17 protein-coding genes are annotated in these 18,147 nt (G+C 68.9%); 9 read left to right on the top strand and 8 right to left on the bottom strand.

Translation table 11 applies throughout. The features are described 5' to 3' along the window. Positions 1-11 precede the first annotated feature (11 nt). From NO978_RS03415 to NO978_RS03385, 7 genes are all read right to left on the bottom strand, one after another. Positions 12-500: a hypothetical protein gene (locus NO978_RS03415; RefSeq protein WP_257298121.1), complete on the bottom strand. Its 489-nt coding sequence runs from the start codon at positions 498-500 to the stop codon at positions 12-14. Next, entirely contained in the window at positions 497-2,413 is a 1,917-nt protein-coding gene (locus NO978_RS03410) for a DUF58 domain-containing protein (protein ID WP_257298120.1), read from the bottom strand. Before NO978_RS03410 ends, NO978_RS03415 begins: the two co-directional genes overlap by 4 nt. Next, entirely contained in the window at positions 2,410-3,255 is an 846-nt protein-coding gene (locus NO978_RS03405; protein WP_257298119.1) for a DUF4129 domain-containing protein, read from the bottom strand. Before NO978_RS03405 ends, NO978_RS03410 begins: the two co-directional genes overlap by 4 nt. A gap of 35 nt (positions 3,256-3,290) precedes the next feature. Next, the gene (locus NO978_RS03400; RefSeq protein WP_257298118.1) at positions 3,291-4,007 is read right to left on the bottom strand and encodes a phosphoribosyltransferase family protein; all 717 of its coding nucleotides are present in this window, start codon (positions 4,005-4,007) and stop codon (positions 3,291-3,293) included. Between the two features lie 138 nt (positions 4,008-4,145). Next, the gene (gene thrS / locus NO978_RS03395) at positions 4,146-6,089 is read right to left on the bottom strand and encodes a threonine--tRNA ligase (protein WP_257298117.1); all 1,944 of its coding nucleotides are present in this window, start codon (positions 6,087-6,089) and stop codon (positions 4,146-4,148) included. A 177-nt stretch (positions 6,090-6,266) separates the two neighbouring features. Beyond that, on the bottom strand, positions 6,267-6,797 hold the full coding sequence (pyrE, locus tag NO978_RS03390) for an orotate phosphoribosyltransferase (RefSeq protein WP_257298116.1): 531 nt from the start codon (positions 6,795-6,797) through the stop codon (positions 6,267-6,269). Between the two features lie 429 nt (positions 6,798-7,226). After that, positions 7,227-7,772, bottom strand: coding sequence for a CDP-2,3-bis-(O-geranylgeranyl)-sn-glycerol synthase (locus NO978_RS03385; protein WP_257298115.1), 546 nt, complete (start codon positions 7,770-7,772; stop codon positions 7,227-7,229). 356 nt (positions 7,773-8,128) lie between these two features. On the opposite strand from NO978_RS03385, the gene NO978_RS03380 reads away from it, so the two are divergent. The 9 genes from NO978_RS03380 to NO978_RS03340 all read left to right on the top strand — a co-directional run bounded on the left by NO978_RS03380 (position 8,129) and on the right by NO978_RS03340 (position 17,005). Further along, entirely contained in the window at positions 8,129-8,968 is an 840-nt protein-coding gene (locus NO978_RS03380; protein WP_257298114.1) for a proline dehydrogenase family protein, read from the top strand. Positions 8,969-9,007: 39 nt separating this feature from the next. After that, a complete protein-coding gene (locus NO978_RS03375; protein WP_257298113.1) occupies positions 9,008-9,661 on the top strand; it encodes a DUF502 domain-containing protein in 654 nt (217 codons plus the stop codon). Between the two features lie 54 nt (positions 9,662-9,715). Then, positions 9,716-11,185 carry an aldehyde dehydrogenase gene (locus NO978_RS03370; protein WP_257298112.1) on the top strand — a complete coding sequence of 490 codons (1,470 nt, stop codon included), beginning with the start codon at positions 9,716-9,718 and terminating at the stop codon, positions 11,183-11,185. Between the two features lie 48 nt (positions 11,186-11,233). Further along, positions 11,234-11,983, top strand: coding sequence for an SDR family NAD(P)-dependent oxidoreductase (locus NO978_RS03365; RefSeq protein ID WP_257298111.1), 750 nt, complete (start codon positions 11,234-11,236; stop codon positions 11,981-11,983). A gap of 179 nt (positions 11,984-12,162) precedes the next feature. Continuing rightward, on the top strand, positions 12,163-13,500 hold the full coding sequence (locus tag NO978_RS03360; protein ID WP_257298110.1) for an ABC transporter substrate-binding protein: 1,338 nt from the start codon (positions 12,163-12,165) through the stop codon (positions 13,498-13,500). Between the two features lie 18 nt (positions 13,501-13,518). After that, entirely contained in the window at positions 13,519-14,397 is an 879-nt protein-coding gene (locus NO978_RS03355) for a branched-chain amino acid ABC transporter permease (protein WP_257298109.1), read from the top strand. Next, a complete protein-coding gene (locus tag NO978_RS03350) occupies positions 14,397-15,440 on the top strand; it encodes a branched-chain amino acid ABC transporter permease (RefSeq protein ID WP_257298108.1) in 1,044 nt (347 codons plus the stop codon). Before NO978_RS03355 ends, NO978_RS03350 begins: the two co-directional genes overlap by 1 nt. Positions 15,441-15,443: 3 nt before the next feature. Then, positions 15,444-16,274, top strand: coding sequence for an ABC transporter ATP-binding protein (locus tag NO978_RS03345; protein WP_257298107.1), 831 nt, complete (start codon positions 15,444-15,446; stop codon positions 16,272-16,274). After that, entirely contained in the window at positions 16,271-17,005 is a 735-nt protein-coding gene (locus NO978_RS03340) for an ABC transporter ATP-binding protein (protein ID WP_257298106.1), read from the top strand. Before NO978_RS03345 ends, NO978_RS03340 begins: the two co-directional genes overlap by 4 nt. A gap of 13 nt (positions 17,006-17,018) precedes the next feature. Here NO978_RS03340 and NO978_RS03335 read toward each other — a convergent pair whose 3' ends face one another. Further along, positions 17,019-17,954 carry a branched-chain amino acid transaminase gene (locus NO978_RS03335; protein ID WP_257298105.1) on the bottom strand — a complete coding sequence of 312 codons (936 nt, stop codon included), beginning with the start codon at positions 17,952-17,954 and terminating at the stop codon, positions 17,019-17,021. Between the last annotated feature and the right edge of the window lie 193 nt (positions 17,955-18,147).

Genomic DNA, 18,147 nt, shown 5'->3' with positions numbered 1-18,147 from the left:
CGGGTCGCTGGTCAGAACTCCCGCCCGAACGCGACGAACAGCGCGACCGTCCCGACGAACAGGAGCACCGCCGAGCCCGGCCCGAGACTGCCGGCCACGGACAGGTAGCCGATGTACGAGAGTCCCACGCTCGCCGCGCCGACCACGAGCAGGTACCCGAGGTGTCTACGCTCGACGGCCCCGCTCGGACTCTCGCGGCCGAGCTGGCGGTCCAGCTCCCGGGCGTGATGGCCGGCGTCCCAGGCGACTGTCGCCCCGAGTCCGCCGAGCAGCGTCGGCAGCGGTGGAAGCACGGTCCCAGCCAGGACGACCGCGAGGAACAGCCCCAGGGAACCGAGCGTGATACCCGTCCGGACGCCACGCCACACCCCGACCGCGAGCAGCGCGAATCCGACGGCTGCGAGCGCGACCGTGGCGACGCCGGCGAGTGCGGCGACGACGAGTGCGACGCTGCCCGCGAGCAGGCTCGCCCACGACTCGACTCCGCCAACCCGTCTCACCGCCGGTCACCCCGTTCGAGCGCGGTCGACAGCGGCTCGTCCCACGCCCAGTCCACGACCGTCACGCCGGCCTCCCGCAGGTCGTGGATCCGGTTCCGCCGGGCGACCCGCGCCAGCGACTGGCCCGGTGACCGGGTCGTCGTCGGGTCCGGGCTGACGACCGTCGCGGGGTGCCCGCCGACCTCGAACCGGCGGGCGATCTGTGCGGCGTAGTCGTCACACAGCGGCGAGAGCAGGAGCACCTGCGCGCCGGTCGGGAGTCGTCGATGGAGCCGGGCGATAGCCGTTCGTGCGGCGAGGTTATCGCTCTCGGGGGCCGACGAGAGCGCCGGGTGCGTCCCGAGCGTCTCGCGGAACCGGGCACGGTGGGCCTTGCCAGCTCCCGGCGGGAGCCAGCAGTCCGCGGTGCTGACCGCGGTCAGTCCGACCCGGTTCCCGGTCGCGGTCAACGCCGGGTAGAGCGACGCGACCGCGCCGAGCGCCCGGTCGAGGGCGTGCTCCGAGTCCGGGTCGGGCGCGACGTAGCTCGCGCCGCGGGCGTCGACGACGAAGACGATCGTCGCGGCACGCTCGCGCTCGAACTCGACGGTCGCGAACTCGCCGGTCCGGGCCCAGCGTCGCCAGTCCACCCGCGAGAGCGGGTCGCCCTTGCGGTACTCGCGAGTCGCGTGGAACGTCGTTCCCTCGCCACCCTCGCCGGTCCGTATCTCCCCGGCGGCACGCGTCCCCTGCCGGCGGAGCGGGACCGTCGGCACGGCCTCGAACCGGGGGAGGACCCGGAGCGTCGACTCGACGGGACGCAGGCACTCGACCGCGCTCGTGCCGGCGGGGTCCCGCTCGACGGTCAGTGTCGGGCCGAACTCGTGGCTCCCACGGCGAGCCACAACCGCGTACCGCAGCGTCGTCGATTCGCCGGGTGCCAGCGCGACGGCGGCGCGCGGCGAGCCGTCGACGACCGGGAGACCGGCGGGAACGCCGTCGACCAGCCGGCAGTCCGCGACCGCCGTCTCGCCCTCGTTGGTCACCGTCAGCTCGACCGCGACCCGGTCGCCGGGGGCCACGTCGTCGTCGGCCAGCGTCCGCTCGACGGCGATGACGGGCGGGTCGCTCGCCGCGGTCCCCTCGGCATCGAGCCGCGCGGCACCGAGCCTGGCCGCGCCGAGGCAGCCGAACGGGAGCGCGGCGAGCAGGACGACCGACGGCGACTGCAGCAGCGTCCCGACCGCGAGCGTGGCCACGCCGAGCGCGCGCAGGCCGCGCCAGCGCCCAGTCGCCCGACGTTCGCGGACGTGAACGCCGCCGTCGTGGTCCGGGGGCAGCGAGGGGACCGTCTCGACAGGGCTCCGTGGGCCGACGGCAAACCAGCCCGGTGTGTCGCCCGCACGCTCTACCCCGGCGACGTCGGCGACCGCGTCCACGGTCCGCCGGACGTCGTCCCGGAGCGACGGGCCGCTGCGGAACGGGAGCCGGTCGCGCAACGATACGTCGTCGCCGTCCCCGGTCTCGCCCGCGAGGAACGCGGCGACGCGCCCGTCGTCGGTCCAGCTGCCGTCGGCGACGGCAGACTCGGCCGCGTCCCGGGAGCGGTCGCCGCGTCGGACGAGCACCGAGACCGCGGCGGCCGACAGCGCCGCCCGCAGGTCCCTCGCGCCACGACCCACCCGCCCCTCGTCGACGAACTGACCGAGCGCGCTCGTGACGGTCTCTCCCGGGGGGTCGGTCCCCGCCGCGCGTTCGACGGCCGGGAGCGTGCGCTGCTCGGGCTCGTCGACGACCACGGCGCTGAGGAGCCACGCGGTCAGAAGCAGCGCCACGACCGCGGCGGCGGCCGCGACGCCGCCTCCGAGTTCGAGTACGCCGACGAGGCCGAGGCCCACCGCCGCGAGCCCGACGGCCGCGAGCGCACGGTTCACGGCTCGGAGCCCCCGTCGGCCGTCGCCTCGATTCGTTCGAGCGCGCCCTGTGCCCGGTCCGCGTACGCCGCCGGGGGGTCGTCGCCGTAGCGGACCGTCTCGAAGACGTCGGTCAGCTCGGCGACCGCGTCGGGGTCGAATCCGGCGTCGACCGCCGCGGCGGCGAACTCGCCGGGCGTCGTCGATGCGGATGCACCCACGTCCAGTGCTGCGGTCATCTCGCGCCACGCCCCGTAGACGACGTTGTCGACGGGCCGGTCGCCCGCGGCCAGCCGCTCCGCGGCCGCGCCGGCCGTCGCCGCGACGGCGTCCCTGGTCTCGGCGGCGTCCTCGTCGCTGTCCCCGTCCGGTGTGTCGGTTGGTGTGCGGAGCCGCAGCCAGAGCAGTCCGGCACCCGCGAGGCCGACGGCGCCGACGACCGCCAGTCCGGCCAACCCGGTCCCGCCGGGGCCCGCCGACGGCTCCGGCGTCGACTGGTTCACCGCGCCCAGGGGACCCCCGCCGCCACCGGCTGGGGGCCGCGTGGCTCCGCCACTCGCGTTCGCGAGCAGGAACGCGACGACGGCAACGAGAACGCCGAGCAGGAGGAGCCCGAGCGCGGCCAGCCGTCGGTCGACGGTCTCTGTGGGGGTCTCCCGGCGGAGCGTCAGCAGGAGCAGCGGCACCACCGCGAGTGCGAGCAACACGGCGGTCGCGACGACCACGCGGGCGACGCCACGGCCGCCACCGCTGCCGACGCTGGCCGTCACCGGTGTGTCCGGCGTGGCGAGGGCGGCCGCGAGCGCGACGACGCCGACGACGCCTGCGAGCGCAACGAGGAAGGAGCGAGGGACCGATTGCATCCGGTCACAAGCGCGAGCGCGGCGAAGAAAAAGACTCAGGGTTCGACGTCGACCAGCGCGCCGACCGGTGCGTCGGTGAGCGCGGCCGCGCGCTCGGTGCCCTCGTCGCCGACCGCGATGAGGGCGAAGACGCCGCCGACTGACGCGCCGGCGTGGTCGGCGATGTCGAGCAGCAGCTCCTGCGTCTCGCCGGAGCGGATGAGGTCGTCGACGACGAGGACGGTGTCACCAGCGGAGAGGGAGGATGCAGGCAGGTAGTAGGTGAGCTCGATGCCGGACTGGAGGCGCTGGCGGGCCTCGACGAACTCCTCGACGGCCGTCTCCTTGCTCTTCTTCGCGTAGACACAGCGCGCGCCGAAGTAGCTCGCCATCGCCGCCGCGAGCGTGATGCCGTCCGTCGCCGCGGTCAACACGGCGTCCGGCCGCTCGAACTCGTAGGCGTCGGCGGCGACCGGCGCGACGAGGTCGAGGAACGCCTGGTCGAAGACAGCCGCGGAGTTGTCGACGTAGCCCTCGTCGTCGACCTCGATTCGGGCCTCGAGCTCGTCGCCGAGGGCCTCGTGACCGACGCCGGAGACGACTTCGCGGGCGCGCTCGGCGCTCGGGAGGACGTGGCCGTTCACGTAGCGGTTCAGGTCGCCCGCCGGGAGACCGGTGACCTCGGCGAGCTCGTCGTAGGTGCGCGTCTCCTTCAACATCTGGAGCACGTCGACGGCGCGAAGCTGGAGCGCCGCCTTCTCTGCGCGGTTCATGGCCAGTATACACGACTACGCAACTATGAATACGTCGAAACGAAAAACGGGCGTGCTACACCACGGACGTGTAACAGTCGAGCGCGGTCGGCCCGGAAGAACGGGGACGACAGCGAGGGCAGCGGCGGCGGAGCGGGGTCAGTCCAGCAGGAAGTCCGGTTCGACGTGCTTCTCGTCGCGCTCGCGGCGGAGGTGGTCGCGGAACGCGTCGATCTCGACGTCGTACTCCTGGTTCTCGTTGCGGTCTCGCACCGAGATATTGCCGTCCTCCTCCTCGTTGCCGCCGACGATTATCATGTAGGGCACGCGGTCGTTGTGTGCGCCGCGGATCTTCCGCTCGATGGTCGCGTCGCGGTCGTTGACCTCGACGCGGAACTCGTCGAACTCCTCGGCGATCTCGTAGGCGTAGTCGAGATTGTCGTCCGAGATGGCGAGGATGCGGACCTGCTCGGGGGCGAGCCAGAACGGGAACTTGCCCTCGAAGTGCTCGATGAGCACCATGAAGAAGCGCTCGTAGGACCCGTAGACGCCGCGGTGGATCATCACCGGGCGGTGGTGCTCGTTGTCCTCGCCGACGTAGGAGAGGTCGAAGCGCTCGGGCATGTTGAAGTCGAGCTGGACCGTCGGGCCGTCCCACTTGCGGCCGAGGGCGTCCTCGAACGCGAAGTCGATCTTCGGGCCGTAGAACGCGCCGTCACCGTCCTCGACGACGTAGTCGTCCTCGTGCTCCTCGATGACCCGCTCGAGGATGGACTCGGCCTTCTCCCAGATATCGTCGCTCCCGACGGACTTCTCCGGGCGCGTGGCGAGGGCGACCTCGTAGTCGAGCTCGAACGTGTCGAGCACCGTGTCGATGGCGTCGAGGATCTGCTCGACCTCCGCCTCGATCTGGTTCGGGCGGACGAACAGGTGGCCGTCGTCGATGGTGAAAGCCCAGACGCGAGAGAGCCCGGAGAGCTCGCCGGACTGTTCCTTGCGGTACACCTTCCCGTCCTCCGCGTAGCGCACCGGCAGGTCGCGGTAGCTCCAGGACTGGTCCTGGAAGATGGCGGCGTGGCCCGGGCAGTTCATCGGCTTCAGGCCGAACTCGTCGTCGTCGACCTCGAAGAGGAACATGTCGTCCTCGTAGTTGTCGTAGTGGCCCGAGCGCTTCCAGAGGTCCGTCTTGAACAGGTGCGGCGTCTCGACGTACTCGTAGCCGGCGTCGAGGTTGAGCTCCTCGATGAACCGCTCGAGCTCGCGCAGCACCGTCTTGCCGTTCGGGTGGTAGAGGGGCAGCCCCGGCCCCGTCACGTCCTGGATGGAGAACAGGTCCATCTGGTTGCCGATCTTGCGGTGGTCGCGTCGTTCTGCCTCCTGCTTGCGCTCTACGAACTCCTCCAGGTCGCTCTCGCTCTCGAAGGCGGTGCCGTAGATGCGCGTCTGCATCTCGTTGTCCTCGTCGCCGCGCCAGTACGCGCCGGCGATCTCGAGCAGGTCGAACGCGCCGATATCGCCCGTGGACTCCACGTGCGGGCCGGCACAGAGGTCCTCGAAGTCGCCCTGGGAGTAGAACGTGATCTCGGCACCCTCCTCGTGGAGTTCGTCGAGCAGTTCGAGCTTGTACGGCTCGTCTGCGAGGCGCTCCCTGGCGTCCTCGTAGGACACTTCCTCGCGTTCGAGTTCGAGGTCGTCGTCGACGATGTCGGCCATCTCGTCCTCGAGGTCGGCGAGGTCGTCGGCGTCGACGTCGATGTCGTCGAAGTCGTAGTAGAAGCCCTCGTCCGTCGGCGGGCCGATGGCGAGTTTGGCGTCCGGGTACAGTCGTTTCACCGCCTGCGCGAGGACGTGGGCGGCCGTGTGGCGCATGACCTGGACGTACTCGTCGGAGCCGTCGGTGACGATCTCGATGGCCGCGCCGTCGTGGACCTCGGCCTCCTTGGCGACGAGGTCACCGTCGATCTTGCCCGCGACGGTGTCGCGACCGAGACCGGGGCCGATCTCGTAGGCGACGTCTTCGACGCTGGCTCCCTCGGGGACGGAGAGTTCGGAACCGTCCGGTAGTACGACCGCTATCTGTGATTCGGATTCTGACTGGGACATGGCTGTTGTGGATGTCTCTGGTGGGTGTCTGCGAACGCGAAGAACGGTAGGTGGACGTTGATGTTAGAAGTGGGCTGCCGCCCGGCCTGTAAAGCAGACACCTACCATCGTACATCTCAATAGCCAAGACTGCAAGAAAAGGGTTGCGATGCACGCTGTGGTACGCTATCGCACGTTCTATCCGTCGTCGGCGTGACCGAGCAGGTCGCTCGCGGTGACGAGTGCCTCCATCTCGACGCCCACGTCGGCGAGGTTCTCGCGACCGCCCTCCTCCCGGTCGACGACGATGAGCGCGCGGTTCACGACCGCGCCCGCATCCCGGAGCGCCGCCACGGCGTCGACAGCGGACTGCCCCGTCGTGGCGATGTCCTCCACCACGACGACCTCCTCGCCCTCTTCCAGTCGGCCCTCGACCAGGTTTGCGGTGCCGTACTCCTTCTGCTGTTTGCGCGCGATGACGTAGGGCAGGTCCGCCGCCAGCGCGGTCGCCACCACGAGGGGGACCCCGCCGAGCGCGACGCCCGCCAGCTTCGTGTCCTCGACGCGCTCGGCGAACGCCGCGCCGATCTGGCGCAGGCAGTCGACGTCGGTCTCGAACAGGTACTTGTCCACGTAGTACTCGCTCGTACCGCCGTGGCTCAGTTCGAACTCGCCGAAGCGGACCGCGTCCGCTGCCACCAGCGCCGAGATGAGGTCGTCGTTCGTCATTGGACTGAGAGCCGCGCCCGCCGACAATAAGGCCCGTGGATTCGTTCGCGAGTGAACTGGCAGGTGGCTGGCGGCGATGCTACCGAATCAGCCGGGTGGCGCGCGCCGACGAGCGTACCGAGCGGAGCGAGTGTCGCTCGTCGTGCACACGCGAGGGACGAGAAGCACAGGAACGAGCGTCGGTCACGAGACGCTTGCGTCTCGTGAGCCCGCCGGAAATCTCTGATTTCCGGAGATGCAGTCGGCTGGGGTGGCGGGAGATGCGGTTCAGGTGGGCGGGACTGAAAGGGGACGACCATCTCGACGACGGCGGACGACGCACGAACCGCAGCGAGTCCCCCGAGTCGAGATAATCGGAGTTTTCTGGCGGGTAGTGACGGCAGAATCAACGGTAAGAGGGCGAACTGAAGAGGCTATAATCGAACTGTTTCACCACGGCTCCTCTTTCAGGTCGAGCGCGTACGCCACCCCGTTGGTCCCGATGTGCAGCAACGGCGTCACGACGACGACGGCCGCGAGCACCGGAACCGTGAACCACTCGCCGAACCACGCGGGGTCGACGACGGCGGCGAGCCCGAGCGCGCCCACGACGAAGTCCAGCTGGTCCAGCCCGGGGAACGCGGCCCCGCGGTCCCGGCCGGTCCGGCGTTTGAGGAACGACGCACCGATGTCGCCGACCATCGCGCCGAAGGCGAGTGCGAACGCGACCGGCAGCGGGAACGTCGGCAGCGCCACGTTCGCGGCGTCCCCCACCGACGCGGCGACCTCGGAGAGCAGCAGTGCGAGGCCCACGCCGACGCCCGTGCCGACGATGGTCCCACGCCAGGTCTTCCCGTCGCCCAGGATGCGCCGCCCGCCGAGGTTCCGTCCCCCGTCGATGGGCCGACCGCCGCCGAGGAGCACGGCGGCGTTGTTCGGCACGTACGCGGGGAGCATCGCCCAGAAGGCGACGACCAGCGTCGAGACGAGGTCCATGTCCGTTGGATGTCGACCGGCCACCTTAAGGTGTCTGGGTTGTCGGCGAACTGATGGCATCGTCGTGTCGGTGAGGCCGGCAGCTCGGGTCGGGCGACGACGAGAACCACGAACTGGCGGGACCCCACGCCAGGCGCGGACGGCTCCGGAGCCGCACTGGATGTAGGCGGCTCCGAGCGTCTCGCGGCCCCGGCCCCGGAGTGCTCCGGCCAGTCCGTCGCCCGGGACACCGAACGCGGTTTACAGTTTTCGTAAACCCTCGGCAGCCTGCGGTGTACGTCACCCGTCGAAGCGGAGTCCAGACGCCTCAGCCCGGTACATCAATCCTCTTGTACCACGGGCCCCCACTCTCGAGCATGATTCCGCCCATCGCGAGCCAGTTCGTCGCTGGGGAGACACCAGCGGAGGCACTGGAACACGCACGCGACCTGAACGAGGGGAACGTGAAGGTCATCCTGAACCTGCTCGGCGAGCACTACGACGAGCGCGGGCCGGCCGAGGAGGACGCGGAGGCGTACAAGCAGCTGGTCGCGGACATCGGTGACACCGAGGTCGATGCCTGCATCTCCATCAAGCCGAGCCAGATCGGGCTCGACGTCGGCGACGACGTGTTCGACGAGCTGCTCGGCGACATCGTCGACGTGGCGGACGAGGCCGGCACGTTCGTCTGGGTCGACATGGAGGACCGACACACGACGGATGCGACGCTCGACGCGTTCGAGAGGTACGCCCGCCAGACCGACGGCAACGTCGGCGTCTGCATCCAGGCGAACCTCAAGCGCACGCCCGACGACCTCGAACGGCTCGCCGACGTGCCGGGGAAGGTCCGGCTGGTCAAGGGCGCGTACGACGAGCCGAAGTCCGTCGCGTACGGCGAGAAGTCCCGTGTCGACCAGCAGTACCGCGACCTCCTCAAGCAGATGTTCGAGGAGTTCGACGACGGCATCGCGGTCGGCAGCCACGACCCGGAGATGATCGCGATGGCCCGGGACCTCCACGCCGAACACGGCACCCCCTACGAGGTACAGATGCTGATGGGCGTGCGCGAGGACGCGCAGTTCGACCTCGCCAGCGAGGGGGTCGAGGTGTGGCAGTACGCCCCCTACGGCGGGAAGTGGCTCTCGTACTTCTACCGCCGGGTCCGCGAGCGGAAAGAAAACGTCACGTTCGCGTTACGGGCGGTCCTTGGGCGATAGGAACAGAGACATAACCCCACGGTGGGATTTGTCGCGTGTATGTCGTCGTGGAAACGGGACTTCGCGTCGGGTCTCATCGTCGTCCTGCCGGTGCTCGTCAGCGCCTACGTCATCGCCTGGCTGTACGGCGTCATCTCCTCCGTTACGCCACAGCGCGTCATCAAGGTCGAGCTGCTCACCGACCTCGGGGTGTCGTCCGGCGTCGCGAACACGCTCGTCGAACCCCTGCGCGTGCTGGTCGTCCTCGCCGTGTTCGTCGTCTTCGTCTTCTCCGTCGGCTATCTGATGCGCACGGCCGTCGGCAATCTTGCCGAGGGGGTTATCGACGATATGGCGAACCGCGTCCCCGGCCTGCGTGTCGTCTACAACGCCTCGAAGATGGCCGCGGAGACCGCCCTCGGTGGGACGGACTCGCTCCAGACGCCCGTCCGTATCGAGCCCTGGACGGGGATGCGCATGACCGCGTTCAAGACCGGGAAGACGACCGAGGACGGACGCGTGGTCGTCTTCCTCCCGACGGCGCCGAACATCACCACCGGGTTCGTCATCGAACTCGACCCCGCGGACATCGAGGAGACCGACGAGCGCGTCGAGGACGCACTCACCCGTATCCTCTCGGCCGGGTTCGGCGACTCCGACCGGATGGGCGGCTCGGCGGTGGAAAACCTGGTCGAGGTCGAGGAGGACGAGTAACACCGGTTGCCCCCAACTGCGGGTATCAAGTGACCGGCGACAGTACTGTTCGTCATGGAGAGCGCGCGCTCGACCGAACGGTACGACTTACTCATCGGCGGGGAGCGCGTCCCCCCGGCGGACGGGGCGTACGTGGAGACAGTCGACCCGGCGACCGGGGAGCCGATCGCGGCGGTCGCCGTCGCCACCGATTCCGACGTCGACCGCGCGGTCAAGGCGGCCCGCGAGGCGTTCCCCGACTGGCGCGACACCGACCCGGCCGAGCGTGGCCGGACCCTGTACCGGGTCGCCGAACGCATCCGGGCACACGCCGACGAGCTGGCCGAGATAGAGAGCCTGGACCAGGGAAAGCCACTGTCACAGGCTCGCTCTGACGTGCTGAGTGCGGCTCGCTACTTCGAGTACTACGCCGGCGCTGCCGACAAGCTGGAGGGCACCAGCGTCCCCGTCGGTACGGGCCAGGTCGACTTCACCGTCCGCGAGCCGTACGGGGTCTCGGCCCAGATAACGCCCTGGAACTTCCCGGGCAACCTGTTCGCCCGTGGCGTCGCCCCGGCGCTGGCCGCGGGGAACACGGCGGTCGTCAAACCGGCTCCGACGACGCCGCTGTCGACCTACCGGCTCGCTGAACTCTGCTTCGAGGCCGGCGTCCCCGCGTCCGCGGTGAACCTCGTCACCGGCGGCGGCGAGACCGGCGCGGCGCTGACGGGTCACGAGGGCGTCGACACCATCACGTTCACCGGGAGCGTCGCCACCGGCCAGCGGGTGATGCAGGCGGCCGCGGCAGAGGTCACACCCGTCACGCTGGAGCTCGGGGGGAAGAACCCCGCCATCGTCTACCCCGACGCGGACCTCGACGAGGCGGTCTCGTGGATCGACCGCGGTATCTTCACGAACGCCGGCCAGGTCTGCTCGGCGGCCGACCGGGCCATCGTTCACGAGGACCGTTACGAGGAGTTCGTCGAGCGTATCGTCGAGCGGGCCGAGGCCTACGAGCTGGGCCCCGGCGAAGAGGACCCCGACATGGGACCGCTGAACAGCGCGGACCACTTCGAGCGCGTGCTCGACTACGTCGACGTCGGTGTCACGGAGGGCGCGACGGTCGCGACCGGTGGCGAGGCGCTCGACCGCGAGGGCTACTTCGTCGAACCGACAGTGCTCACGGACGTCGACAACGACATGCGGGTCGCCCAGGAGGAGATCTTCGGTCCCGTGCTGACCGTCATCCCCTACGACGACGACGAGGACCCCGTCGCGCTCGGCAACGACGTGGCGTACGGCCTCGTCGCCGGGGTGTTCACGAACGACGTCCGCCGTGCTCACCGTGCAGCCCAGCGTCTCGAGGCGGGGAACATCTACGTCAACAAGTGGTTCGGCGATACGAACCAGACCCCCTTCGGCGGCTACAAGCGCTCCGGCATCGGCCGGGAGAAGGGGCTCGCGGCGCTGGACTCCTACCTGCAGACGAAAAACGTCGCCGTCAACCTCGACGCCGGGCCCGGCGACGACCTTCCCGGTGCCTGAACTCGACGGACCCCGATACTTTTGTCGCCGCTCCGTCTCAGTCGGTCCATGACACTCGAAGACATGACCGCCATCGTCACCGGTGCGGGGTCGGGAATGGGACGGGCCACCGCCGAGCTGTTCGCCGAGCGGGGCGCGTCGGTCGTCGTCGTCGACCTCGACGCGGACCGTGCGGCGGAGACGGCCGACGGCATCGTCGACGAGGGCGGCGAGGCCGAGCCCGTCGTCGCCGACGTCTCCGACCCCGACGACGTGCAGGCGTTCGTCGACCGCGCAGTCGAGACCTATGGGGGGCTCGACGTGCTGCACAACAACGCCGGCATCCCCCAGCAGTCGACGCCGGTCGAGGACGTGACCGAGGCGACGTGGGACCGGATACAGGACGTGAACCTCAAGAGCGCGTTCCTCGGTGCGAAGTACGCTGTGCCGCACCTGCGCGAGGCTGCGGAGGGCGTCATCCTGAACACTGCCTCGACGTCGGGCATTCGCCCCCGGACCGGCCTGTCGGCCTACGCCGCGTCGAAGGGCGGGATGATCACCCTCACGAAGCAACTCGCACACGAACTCGCCGAGGACGGCATCCGCGTCAACGCTATCTGTCCGGTCGCGACCGACACCGGGATGCTCCCCGAGTTCGCGAGCGACCAGCTCTCCGTCGCCGACATGGCCGACACCATCCCGCTCGGGCGACTCGCCGAGCCCGGCGACGTCGCCAGCGCGGCGGCCTTCTTGGCCTCCGACGAGGCATCGATGATAACCGGGACCGCTCTCGAAGTCGACGGCGGCCGGGACATCTGACTCTCGGCGGTCCGGACTCATTCCACGCCCCGGCGACGCGTCGAGAGGCCACCGCCCGGCTGCACGACGGGGGCCAATCCTGTTCGACGGAAACACCGGCGTTCCCGCTTTCTGCGGTCTACGGGCGAGTTTTTCCCCTCTACAAACGGTTTTATAATGGAAAATAGTGATGTGTGTGCATGGGTATCGAGAGACGGCGACTGATCAAGCACACTGGTGGATTGGCAGGAATCACCGCATTAGCCGGTTGTCTCGGTGGGGACGGCGACGACGGCTCGAACGGTGATACCACGGCTCCGGGTGGGGGCGACGACACCGATACTGGCGGCGGAGGTGGTGGTGGGAACAACATCCGCATCGGCGTGTTGCTGCCGTTCTCGGGCGACTACGGGTGGGTCGGCGCGAACGTGCTCCCGGTCGTGGAGATGCTCGTCGAGGAGATCAACGACGGGGGCGGCATCGACGGCCGGCAGGTGAGCATCGTCCAGGGGGACACGGAGGCGTCGCCGGACGCGTCCGTCTCTGCGACGAACCGCCTCGTCAACGTCGAGAACGTCAGCGCGGTCATCGGTCCGACGAGCATCACCATGTCGGCGGTCATCGACACGCTCGTGGAGAACGAGGTCCCGGTCGTCACGCCGACGGCGGGGACGACCTCGCTCGACGACCGCGGCGGCGAGTACGTCTTCCGGACGGTCTCCTCCGACTCGCTGGGTGGTCGGGCCATCGCCCGCGCGGCCCGCGACGAGCAGTACAACTCCATCCAGGACTACGAGCGGATGGCGCTCATGGTCGGCAACGAGGAGGTGTTCCAGTCGTTCAAGGAGCCGATCCGGTCCTCGTTCGAGGAGTTCGGCGGGACCGTCACCACGACGATGGACATCCGGACCGGCAAGGCCTCCTACACCTCGGAGGTCCAGTCGATGATGGACTCCGACCCCGAGATAACGGTGCTCGTCGCGTCCGTCGAGGACAGCATCAAGATCACCGAGGCGGGGTTCCAGGCGGGCTACGAGGGCAACTGGTTCGCGACCCAGGACCAGACCAACCAGGACTTCCTCTCCCAGAGCGACAACCGCGTCACGAACGACATGCTCGGACTGAACGCGGCGACGTACCAGCCGGCCGAGGAGGCCGGTCGGCTCCAGGGGTTCTTCGACGCCATCACCGAGTACGCGGGGTGGGACGAGGGCTCGCGCGTGTTCGCGACGAACACCTACGACGCGATGAACGTGCTCGGACTCGCCATGAGTCAGGTCGCGGCCGACGGCGACGACCTCACCGGCCCGAACGTCGCTGCGGCCATCCCGACAGTCGCCCGCCCCCCGGAGCAGGCGGTCACTAGCTACAGCGAGGGTGCGTCCGCCACCGCCGACGGCACCGACGTGGACTACCAGGGACTGGTGGGTCCGATCGACTTCGACGACGACGGCGACATCGTCGCCCCCTTCTCCATCAGGCGAGCCCAGGACGGAGCGTGGAGCGAGGCGGGCCGGCTGCCGCCCGAGGCGCTCTGAGCTGTCGCGCCCTCTAACATGGTTCTGGACAATCTCATACAGACGTTCGTATTCGGAATCGTCGAGGGCAGTGTCATCGCCGTCGGTGCGGTCGGTCTCACGCTCTCCTACGGCGTCACGCGGTTCATCAACTTCGCGTACGGCGAGTTCCTCACCTACGGGGCGTACCTCGCGGTGTTCATCGCGGGCGGCCTGTTCGGGGTGTCGCTCCCGCTGCCGGTCGCCATCGCCGTCGCGGTCCTCCTCGTCGGGCTGCTCGGCGTGGCGGTCTCGCGGGTGTTCTTCGAGCCCATCTCCCACCGCGGCGCGCTCCCGTTGCTCATCACGTCTATCGGCGTCTCGTTCATCCTCCGGAACCTGCTCCAGGGGTGGGTCGGCGTCGACGCACGCCAGCTCCCCGTCCCACTGTTGCGCCGGAAGGACTACTTCGGCGTCCAGCTGACCGAACTCGAGGTCGCCGTCATCGTCGTCGGCGTGGTGACGATGCTCCTCGTGCACCTGCTGCTGCAGCGGACGATGCTGGGCAAGCGGATGCGTGCGACCAGCGGGAACCGCTCCCTCGCGGAGGTCGCCGGCATCGACACGCAACGCGTCGTCCGGCAGACGTGGTTCATCTCCGCGGCGGCAGGGGCGCTCTCGGGTGTCCTGTACGCCATCCTGTTCGCGCCGTTCCGCCCCGGGGTGGGGTTTGCGTACCTCATCGTCATCTTCGCCGCGACGCTGCTCGGCGGTATCGGCCGTCCATACGGGGCGATGCTCGGCGCGTTCATCATCGGCATCGCGATGAACCTCGGCTCGGCGTACCTCTCGGCGAACTACACCCGAGCGTACGCCTTCGTCATCCTGGTCGCCGTCCTGCTGGTCAGACCCGAGGGCATCAGGGGAGGTGAGTTCTGATGGCGTTGCTGACCGGCTGGGCGGCGTTCCTCGTCTCGGTGGGGACCATCGGCTGCATCTACGGGCTGTTGACGCTGGGCCTCAACGTCCACTACGGCTACACAGGACTGTTGAACTTCGGGCACGTCGCCTTCTTCGCTGCGGGCGCGTACGCCTCGGCCATCGTGACGATGCCGCCACCGTCGGAGGTGACGAACGCGAGCTACCAGATCTGGTTCAACCTCCCGATGCCGTACGCGTTCCCGGTGAGCCTCGCCGCCGCCGCCGTCGTCGGTGGGGCGCTCGCGTTCCTCATCGGGCTGACGAGTGTCAGACTCGGGACCCACTACCTCGCCATCGCGACGTTCGCCCTCGCCGGCGTGTTCAGCGACGTACTCGTCAACGAGGCGTGGCTGACGAACGGCTCGTTCGGGATGAACAGCGTCCCGAAGCCGGGGCGGGCGATGCTCTCGGCCGACGTCTGGCAGCTCTCGTACCTGCTCTTCGCCGCCGGCAGCCTGCTCGCCGTCTACCTGCTCCTCGAACGTCTCATGAACGCGCCGTTCGGTCGGCTGCTGAAGGGCGTCCGCGAGAGCGAGGCGGCGGCGAAGACGCTCGGGAAGGACACGAACGTCGTCAAGCTGAAGTCCTTCGTCATCGGCGGCATGGTCGCCGGATTCGCCGGCGGCGTCTACGCCCACTACCTCGGGAGCGTCGTGACCGCGCAGTTCATCCCGGCGGTGACGTTCACCGTCTACGCCGGGATGCTGCTCGGCGGCGCTGCCTCGAACACCGGGGCGGTCGTCGGCGCATTCACCGTGGTCGCGTTCCGGGAGTCGACCCGCTTCATCACGACGGTGTACAACTGGATCCAGTCGACGCTGCCGGACGCACTCAGCGGGGTCCTCCCCACGGTCTTCAGCCCGCTCCCGAACAATCCATCGTTCATTCCCAGCATGCGTTTCGTCGTCATCGGGGTCCTGTTCGTGCTCGTCATCCGGTACCGGCCGGAGGGGCTGTTCGGCGACCCCTCCGAGATACAGGCGCTCGGGGAGGAGGACTGAACCATGAGCACGGACCAGCAGAGATCGACCGACGGCAGCGCATCGGACGGCAGCGCCACCGACGACGGGACGGACCTCCTCGAGGTCGACAGCGTCGTGAAGCACTTCGGCGGCCTCGTCGCGAACGACGGCGTCACCTTCGACGTGGAGGAGGCGTCCATCACCGGGCTCATCGGCCCGAACGGGGCGGGCAAGTCGACGCTGTTCAACTGCATCACCGGCGTCTACACGCCCGACGACGGCGCGGTCCGCCTCGACGGCGAGCCCATCCACGGGCTCTCACCGACGAAGGTCGCAAAGCGGGGCGTCGGGCGGACGTTCCAGACGCCGAAGACGTTCCGCGGGATGACTGTCCGAGAGAACATGGCCTTCGCGGCCCGCGAGCAGACCGGCGAGCGCGCGCTCGGTGCGCTGTTCAGACCGGGCACCATCCGCGAGGAGGAAGGCGACATCCAGGCCACCGTCGACGAGACCCTCGAGTTCCTGAAACTCGACCACCTCGCCGACGAGTACGCGAGCGGCCTCTCCGGCGGGCAGCGGAAGCTGCTCGAACTCGGGCGGGTCCTGATGATGGACCCGCGGATCATCCTGCTCGACGAGCCGGTCGCTGGGGTCAACCCGTCGCTGACCAACGAACTGCTCGCGCGACTGGAGGAGCTGAACGACCGCGGGCGGACCATCCTCTTCATCGAGCACGACATGGACGTCGTGATGGAGCACTGCGACCGCGTGGTCGTGATGCACGACGGCCGGACCCTCGCCGTCGGCCCGCCCGAGATCGTCCAGCAGGACGAACGCGTCGTCGAAGCTTACCTCGGAGGTGGCGACCGATGAGCGGCATCGAGGCCGTGCGCCGGTTCGACGACGCGCTGTTCTCCGCGCGCGACATCGAGACGGGGTACGGCGACCTCCAGGTGCTCTACGGCGTCGACGTCGACGTGCAGACTGACGAGGTCGTGCTGCTGTTCGGCCCGAACGGTGCCGGCAAGTCGACGCTGATGCGGGCGCTGTTCAGGCAGCTCCCGCTCTGGGACGGGACCATCGAGATGGACGGCAGGGACCTCTCCGAGGTCAGCGCGAACGAGATGGTGCCAAACGGCGTCGCCTACGTCCCACAGACCGAGAACGTCTTCCCGAACCTGACCGTCTCCGAGAACCTGGATATCGGCTCGATACACGCCGAGGCGCCGGCCGAGCGCCGCGAGACGATGTACGACCTCTTCCCGCGGCTCGCCGAGCGACAGGACCAGGACGCCTCCACGCTCTCGGGCGGGGAGCGCCAGATGCTCGCGATGGCGCGGGCGCTCGTCCCCGACCCCGACCTGCTGTTGATCGACGAGCCGTCGGCCGGGCTCGCACCGAAGCTCATCGAGCGTGCGTTCGACCACGTCGACCGCATCCGAGAGGCCGGAACGGCCGTGCTGATGGTCGAACAGAACGTACTGGCTGCACTCGACGTGACTGACCGCGCGTACGCCCTCGACATGGGAGAGAACCGGTTCGAGGCGGACGCCGACACCATCCGCGACTCCGAGCGCGTCCGCGAGCTCTACCTCGGGCAGTGAGCCGTCGGCCCACTCAGGCGTCGACGTAGTCGAACCACTCCTCGTGGTCGTCGGTGCGCCGGTTGACCACGTCGAAGAAGCGTTGCTGGATCTCCTCGGTGATCGGCCCACGCGAGCCGTCGCCGATCTCGACGTTGTCGACCTGCCGGATGGGCGTGACCTCGGCGGCGGAGCCGGTGAAGAACAGCTCGTCGGCGGTGTTGAGTTCGCCGCGCGAGATGGAGACGTTGTCGTGGACCTCGTACCCCAGCTCCTCGGCGAGCGTGATGACGCTATCGCGGGTGATGCCGTCGAGGATGCTCTCCGAGAGCCCGGGCGTGTACAGCTCGCCGTCGCGGACGAGGAAGATGTTCTCGCCGGGGCCCTCGGCGACGTTGCCCTCCTTGTTGAGGACGATGGCCTCGCGGAAGCCGTTGCGGCGGGCCTCCTCGCCGGCGAGCAGGCTGTTGACGTAGAGGCCGGTCGTCTTCGCGTTCGTCGGGATCTGGCTGGAGGAGTGCTTGCGCCACGAGGAGATCTTCACCTTGATGCCCTTCTCCAGTGCGTCCTCGCCGAGGTAGGTGCCCCACGGCCAGCACGCGACGGCGGTCCGGGTCGGGCAGTCACCCGGCGAGACGCCCAGGCTCTTGTAGCCGTAGTAGACGATGGGCCGGATGTAGCAGGAGGCGAGGTCCTGCTCGGTGATGAGCGTCTTCGTGGCCTCGGTTATCTCGGCGGGCTCGTGGTCGATCTCCATGTCGTACGGCTTGCAGGACTCGTACAGCCGCTCGACGTGGTCGTCCCAGCGGAAGATGGCCGGACCCTTCTCCGTGTCGTAACACCGCGCGCCCTCGAAGACGCCGGTTCCGTAGTGGAGTCCGTGGGTGAGCACGTGAATCTGTGCGTCCTCCCAGTCGACGTACTCCCCGTCCATCCATATCGTGTCCACGTCCATCTCGGCGAAGCTCATAGTTGGGGCAATGCTTGCGTCCCATATAGGTGTGGGCGATTCGCCTCCGGTCGACAGCCGGAGTCGCCACTGCGGCGACTCCACGGAGCTAGTATTTACGGCCCTGACGTCACGACTCACCGGTATAGAGCCCGATACAGCGGTCATTGCCGACGCGGTCTGGCACGTTCCCACGCAGCCCGAATCGGCGTGG

Source organism: Haloarchaeobius sp. FL176 (assembly GCF_024609245.1).
GTDB lineage: Archaea > Halobacteriota > Halobacteria > Halobacteriales > Natrialbaceae > Haloarchaeobius.
Note: the sequence above shows the minus strand (reverse complement) of the source record. Positions and strands in the feature narration are given on the sequence as shown.

Excerpts from the sequence above, each read along its gene's own strand:
- NO978_RS03405 (WP_257298119.1), bottom strand. The coding sequence starts at position 3,255 with ATGCAATCGGTCCCTCGCTCCTTCCTCGTTGCGCTCGCAGGCGTCGTC.
- NO978_RS03400 (WP_257298118.1), bottom strand. The coding sequence starts at position 4,007 with ATGAACCGCGCAGAGAAGGCGGCGCTCCAGCTTCGCGCCGTCGACGTG.
- thrS (WP_257298117.1), bottom strand. The coding sequence starts at position 6,089 with ATGTCCCAGTCAGAATCCGAATCACAGATAGCGGTCGTACTACCGGAC.
- pyrE (WP_257298116.1), bottom strand. The coding sequence starts at position 6,797 with ATGACGAACGACGACCTCATCTCGGCGCTGGTGGCAGCGGACGCGGTC.
- NO978_RS03385 (WP_257298115.1), bottom strand. The coding sequence starts at position 7,772 with ATGGACCTCGTCTCGACGCTGGTCGTCGCCTTCTGGGCGATGCTCCCC.
- NO978_RS03380 (WP_257298114.1), top strand. The coding sequence starts at position 8,129 with ATGATTCCGCCCATCGCGAGCCAGTTCGTCGCTGGGGAGACACCAGCG.
- NO978_RS03375 (WP_257298113.1), top strand. The coding sequence starts at position 9,008 with ATGTCGTCGTGGAAACGGGACTTCGCGTCGGGTCTCATCGTCGTCCTG.
- NO978_RS03370 (WP_257298112.1), top strand. The coding sequence starts at position 9,716 with ATGGAGAGCGCGCGCTCGACCGAACGGTACGACTTACTCATCGGCGGG.
- NO978_RS03365 (WP_257298111.1), top strand. The coding sequence starts at position 11,234 with ATGACACTCGAAGACATGACCGCCATCGTCACCGGTGCGGGGTCGGGA.
- NO978_RS03360 (WP_257298110.1), top strand. The coding sequence starts at position 12,163 with ATGGGTATCGAGAGACGGCGACTGATCAAGCACACTGGTGGATTGGCA.
- NO978_RS03355 (WP_257298109.1), top strand. The coding sequence starts at position 13,519 with ATGGTTCTGGACAATCTCATACAGACGTTCGTATTCGGAATCGTCGAG.
- NO978_RS03350 (WP_257298108.1), top strand. The coding sequence starts at position 14,397 with ATGGCGTTGCTGACCGGCTGGGCGGCGTTCCTCGTCTCGGTGGGGACC.
- NO978_RS03345 (WP_257298107.1), top strand. The coding sequence starts at position 15,444 with ATGAGCACGGACCAGCAGAGATCGACCGACGGCAGCGCATCGGACGGC.
- NO978_RS03340 (WP_257298106.1), top strand. The coding sequence starts at position 16,271 with ATGAGCGGCATCGAGGCCGTGCGCCGGTTCGACGACGCGCTGTTCTCC.
- NO978_RS03335 (WP_257298105.1), bottom strand. The coding sequence starts at position 17,954 with ATGAGCTTCGCCGAGATGGACGTGGACACGATATGGATGGACGGGGAG.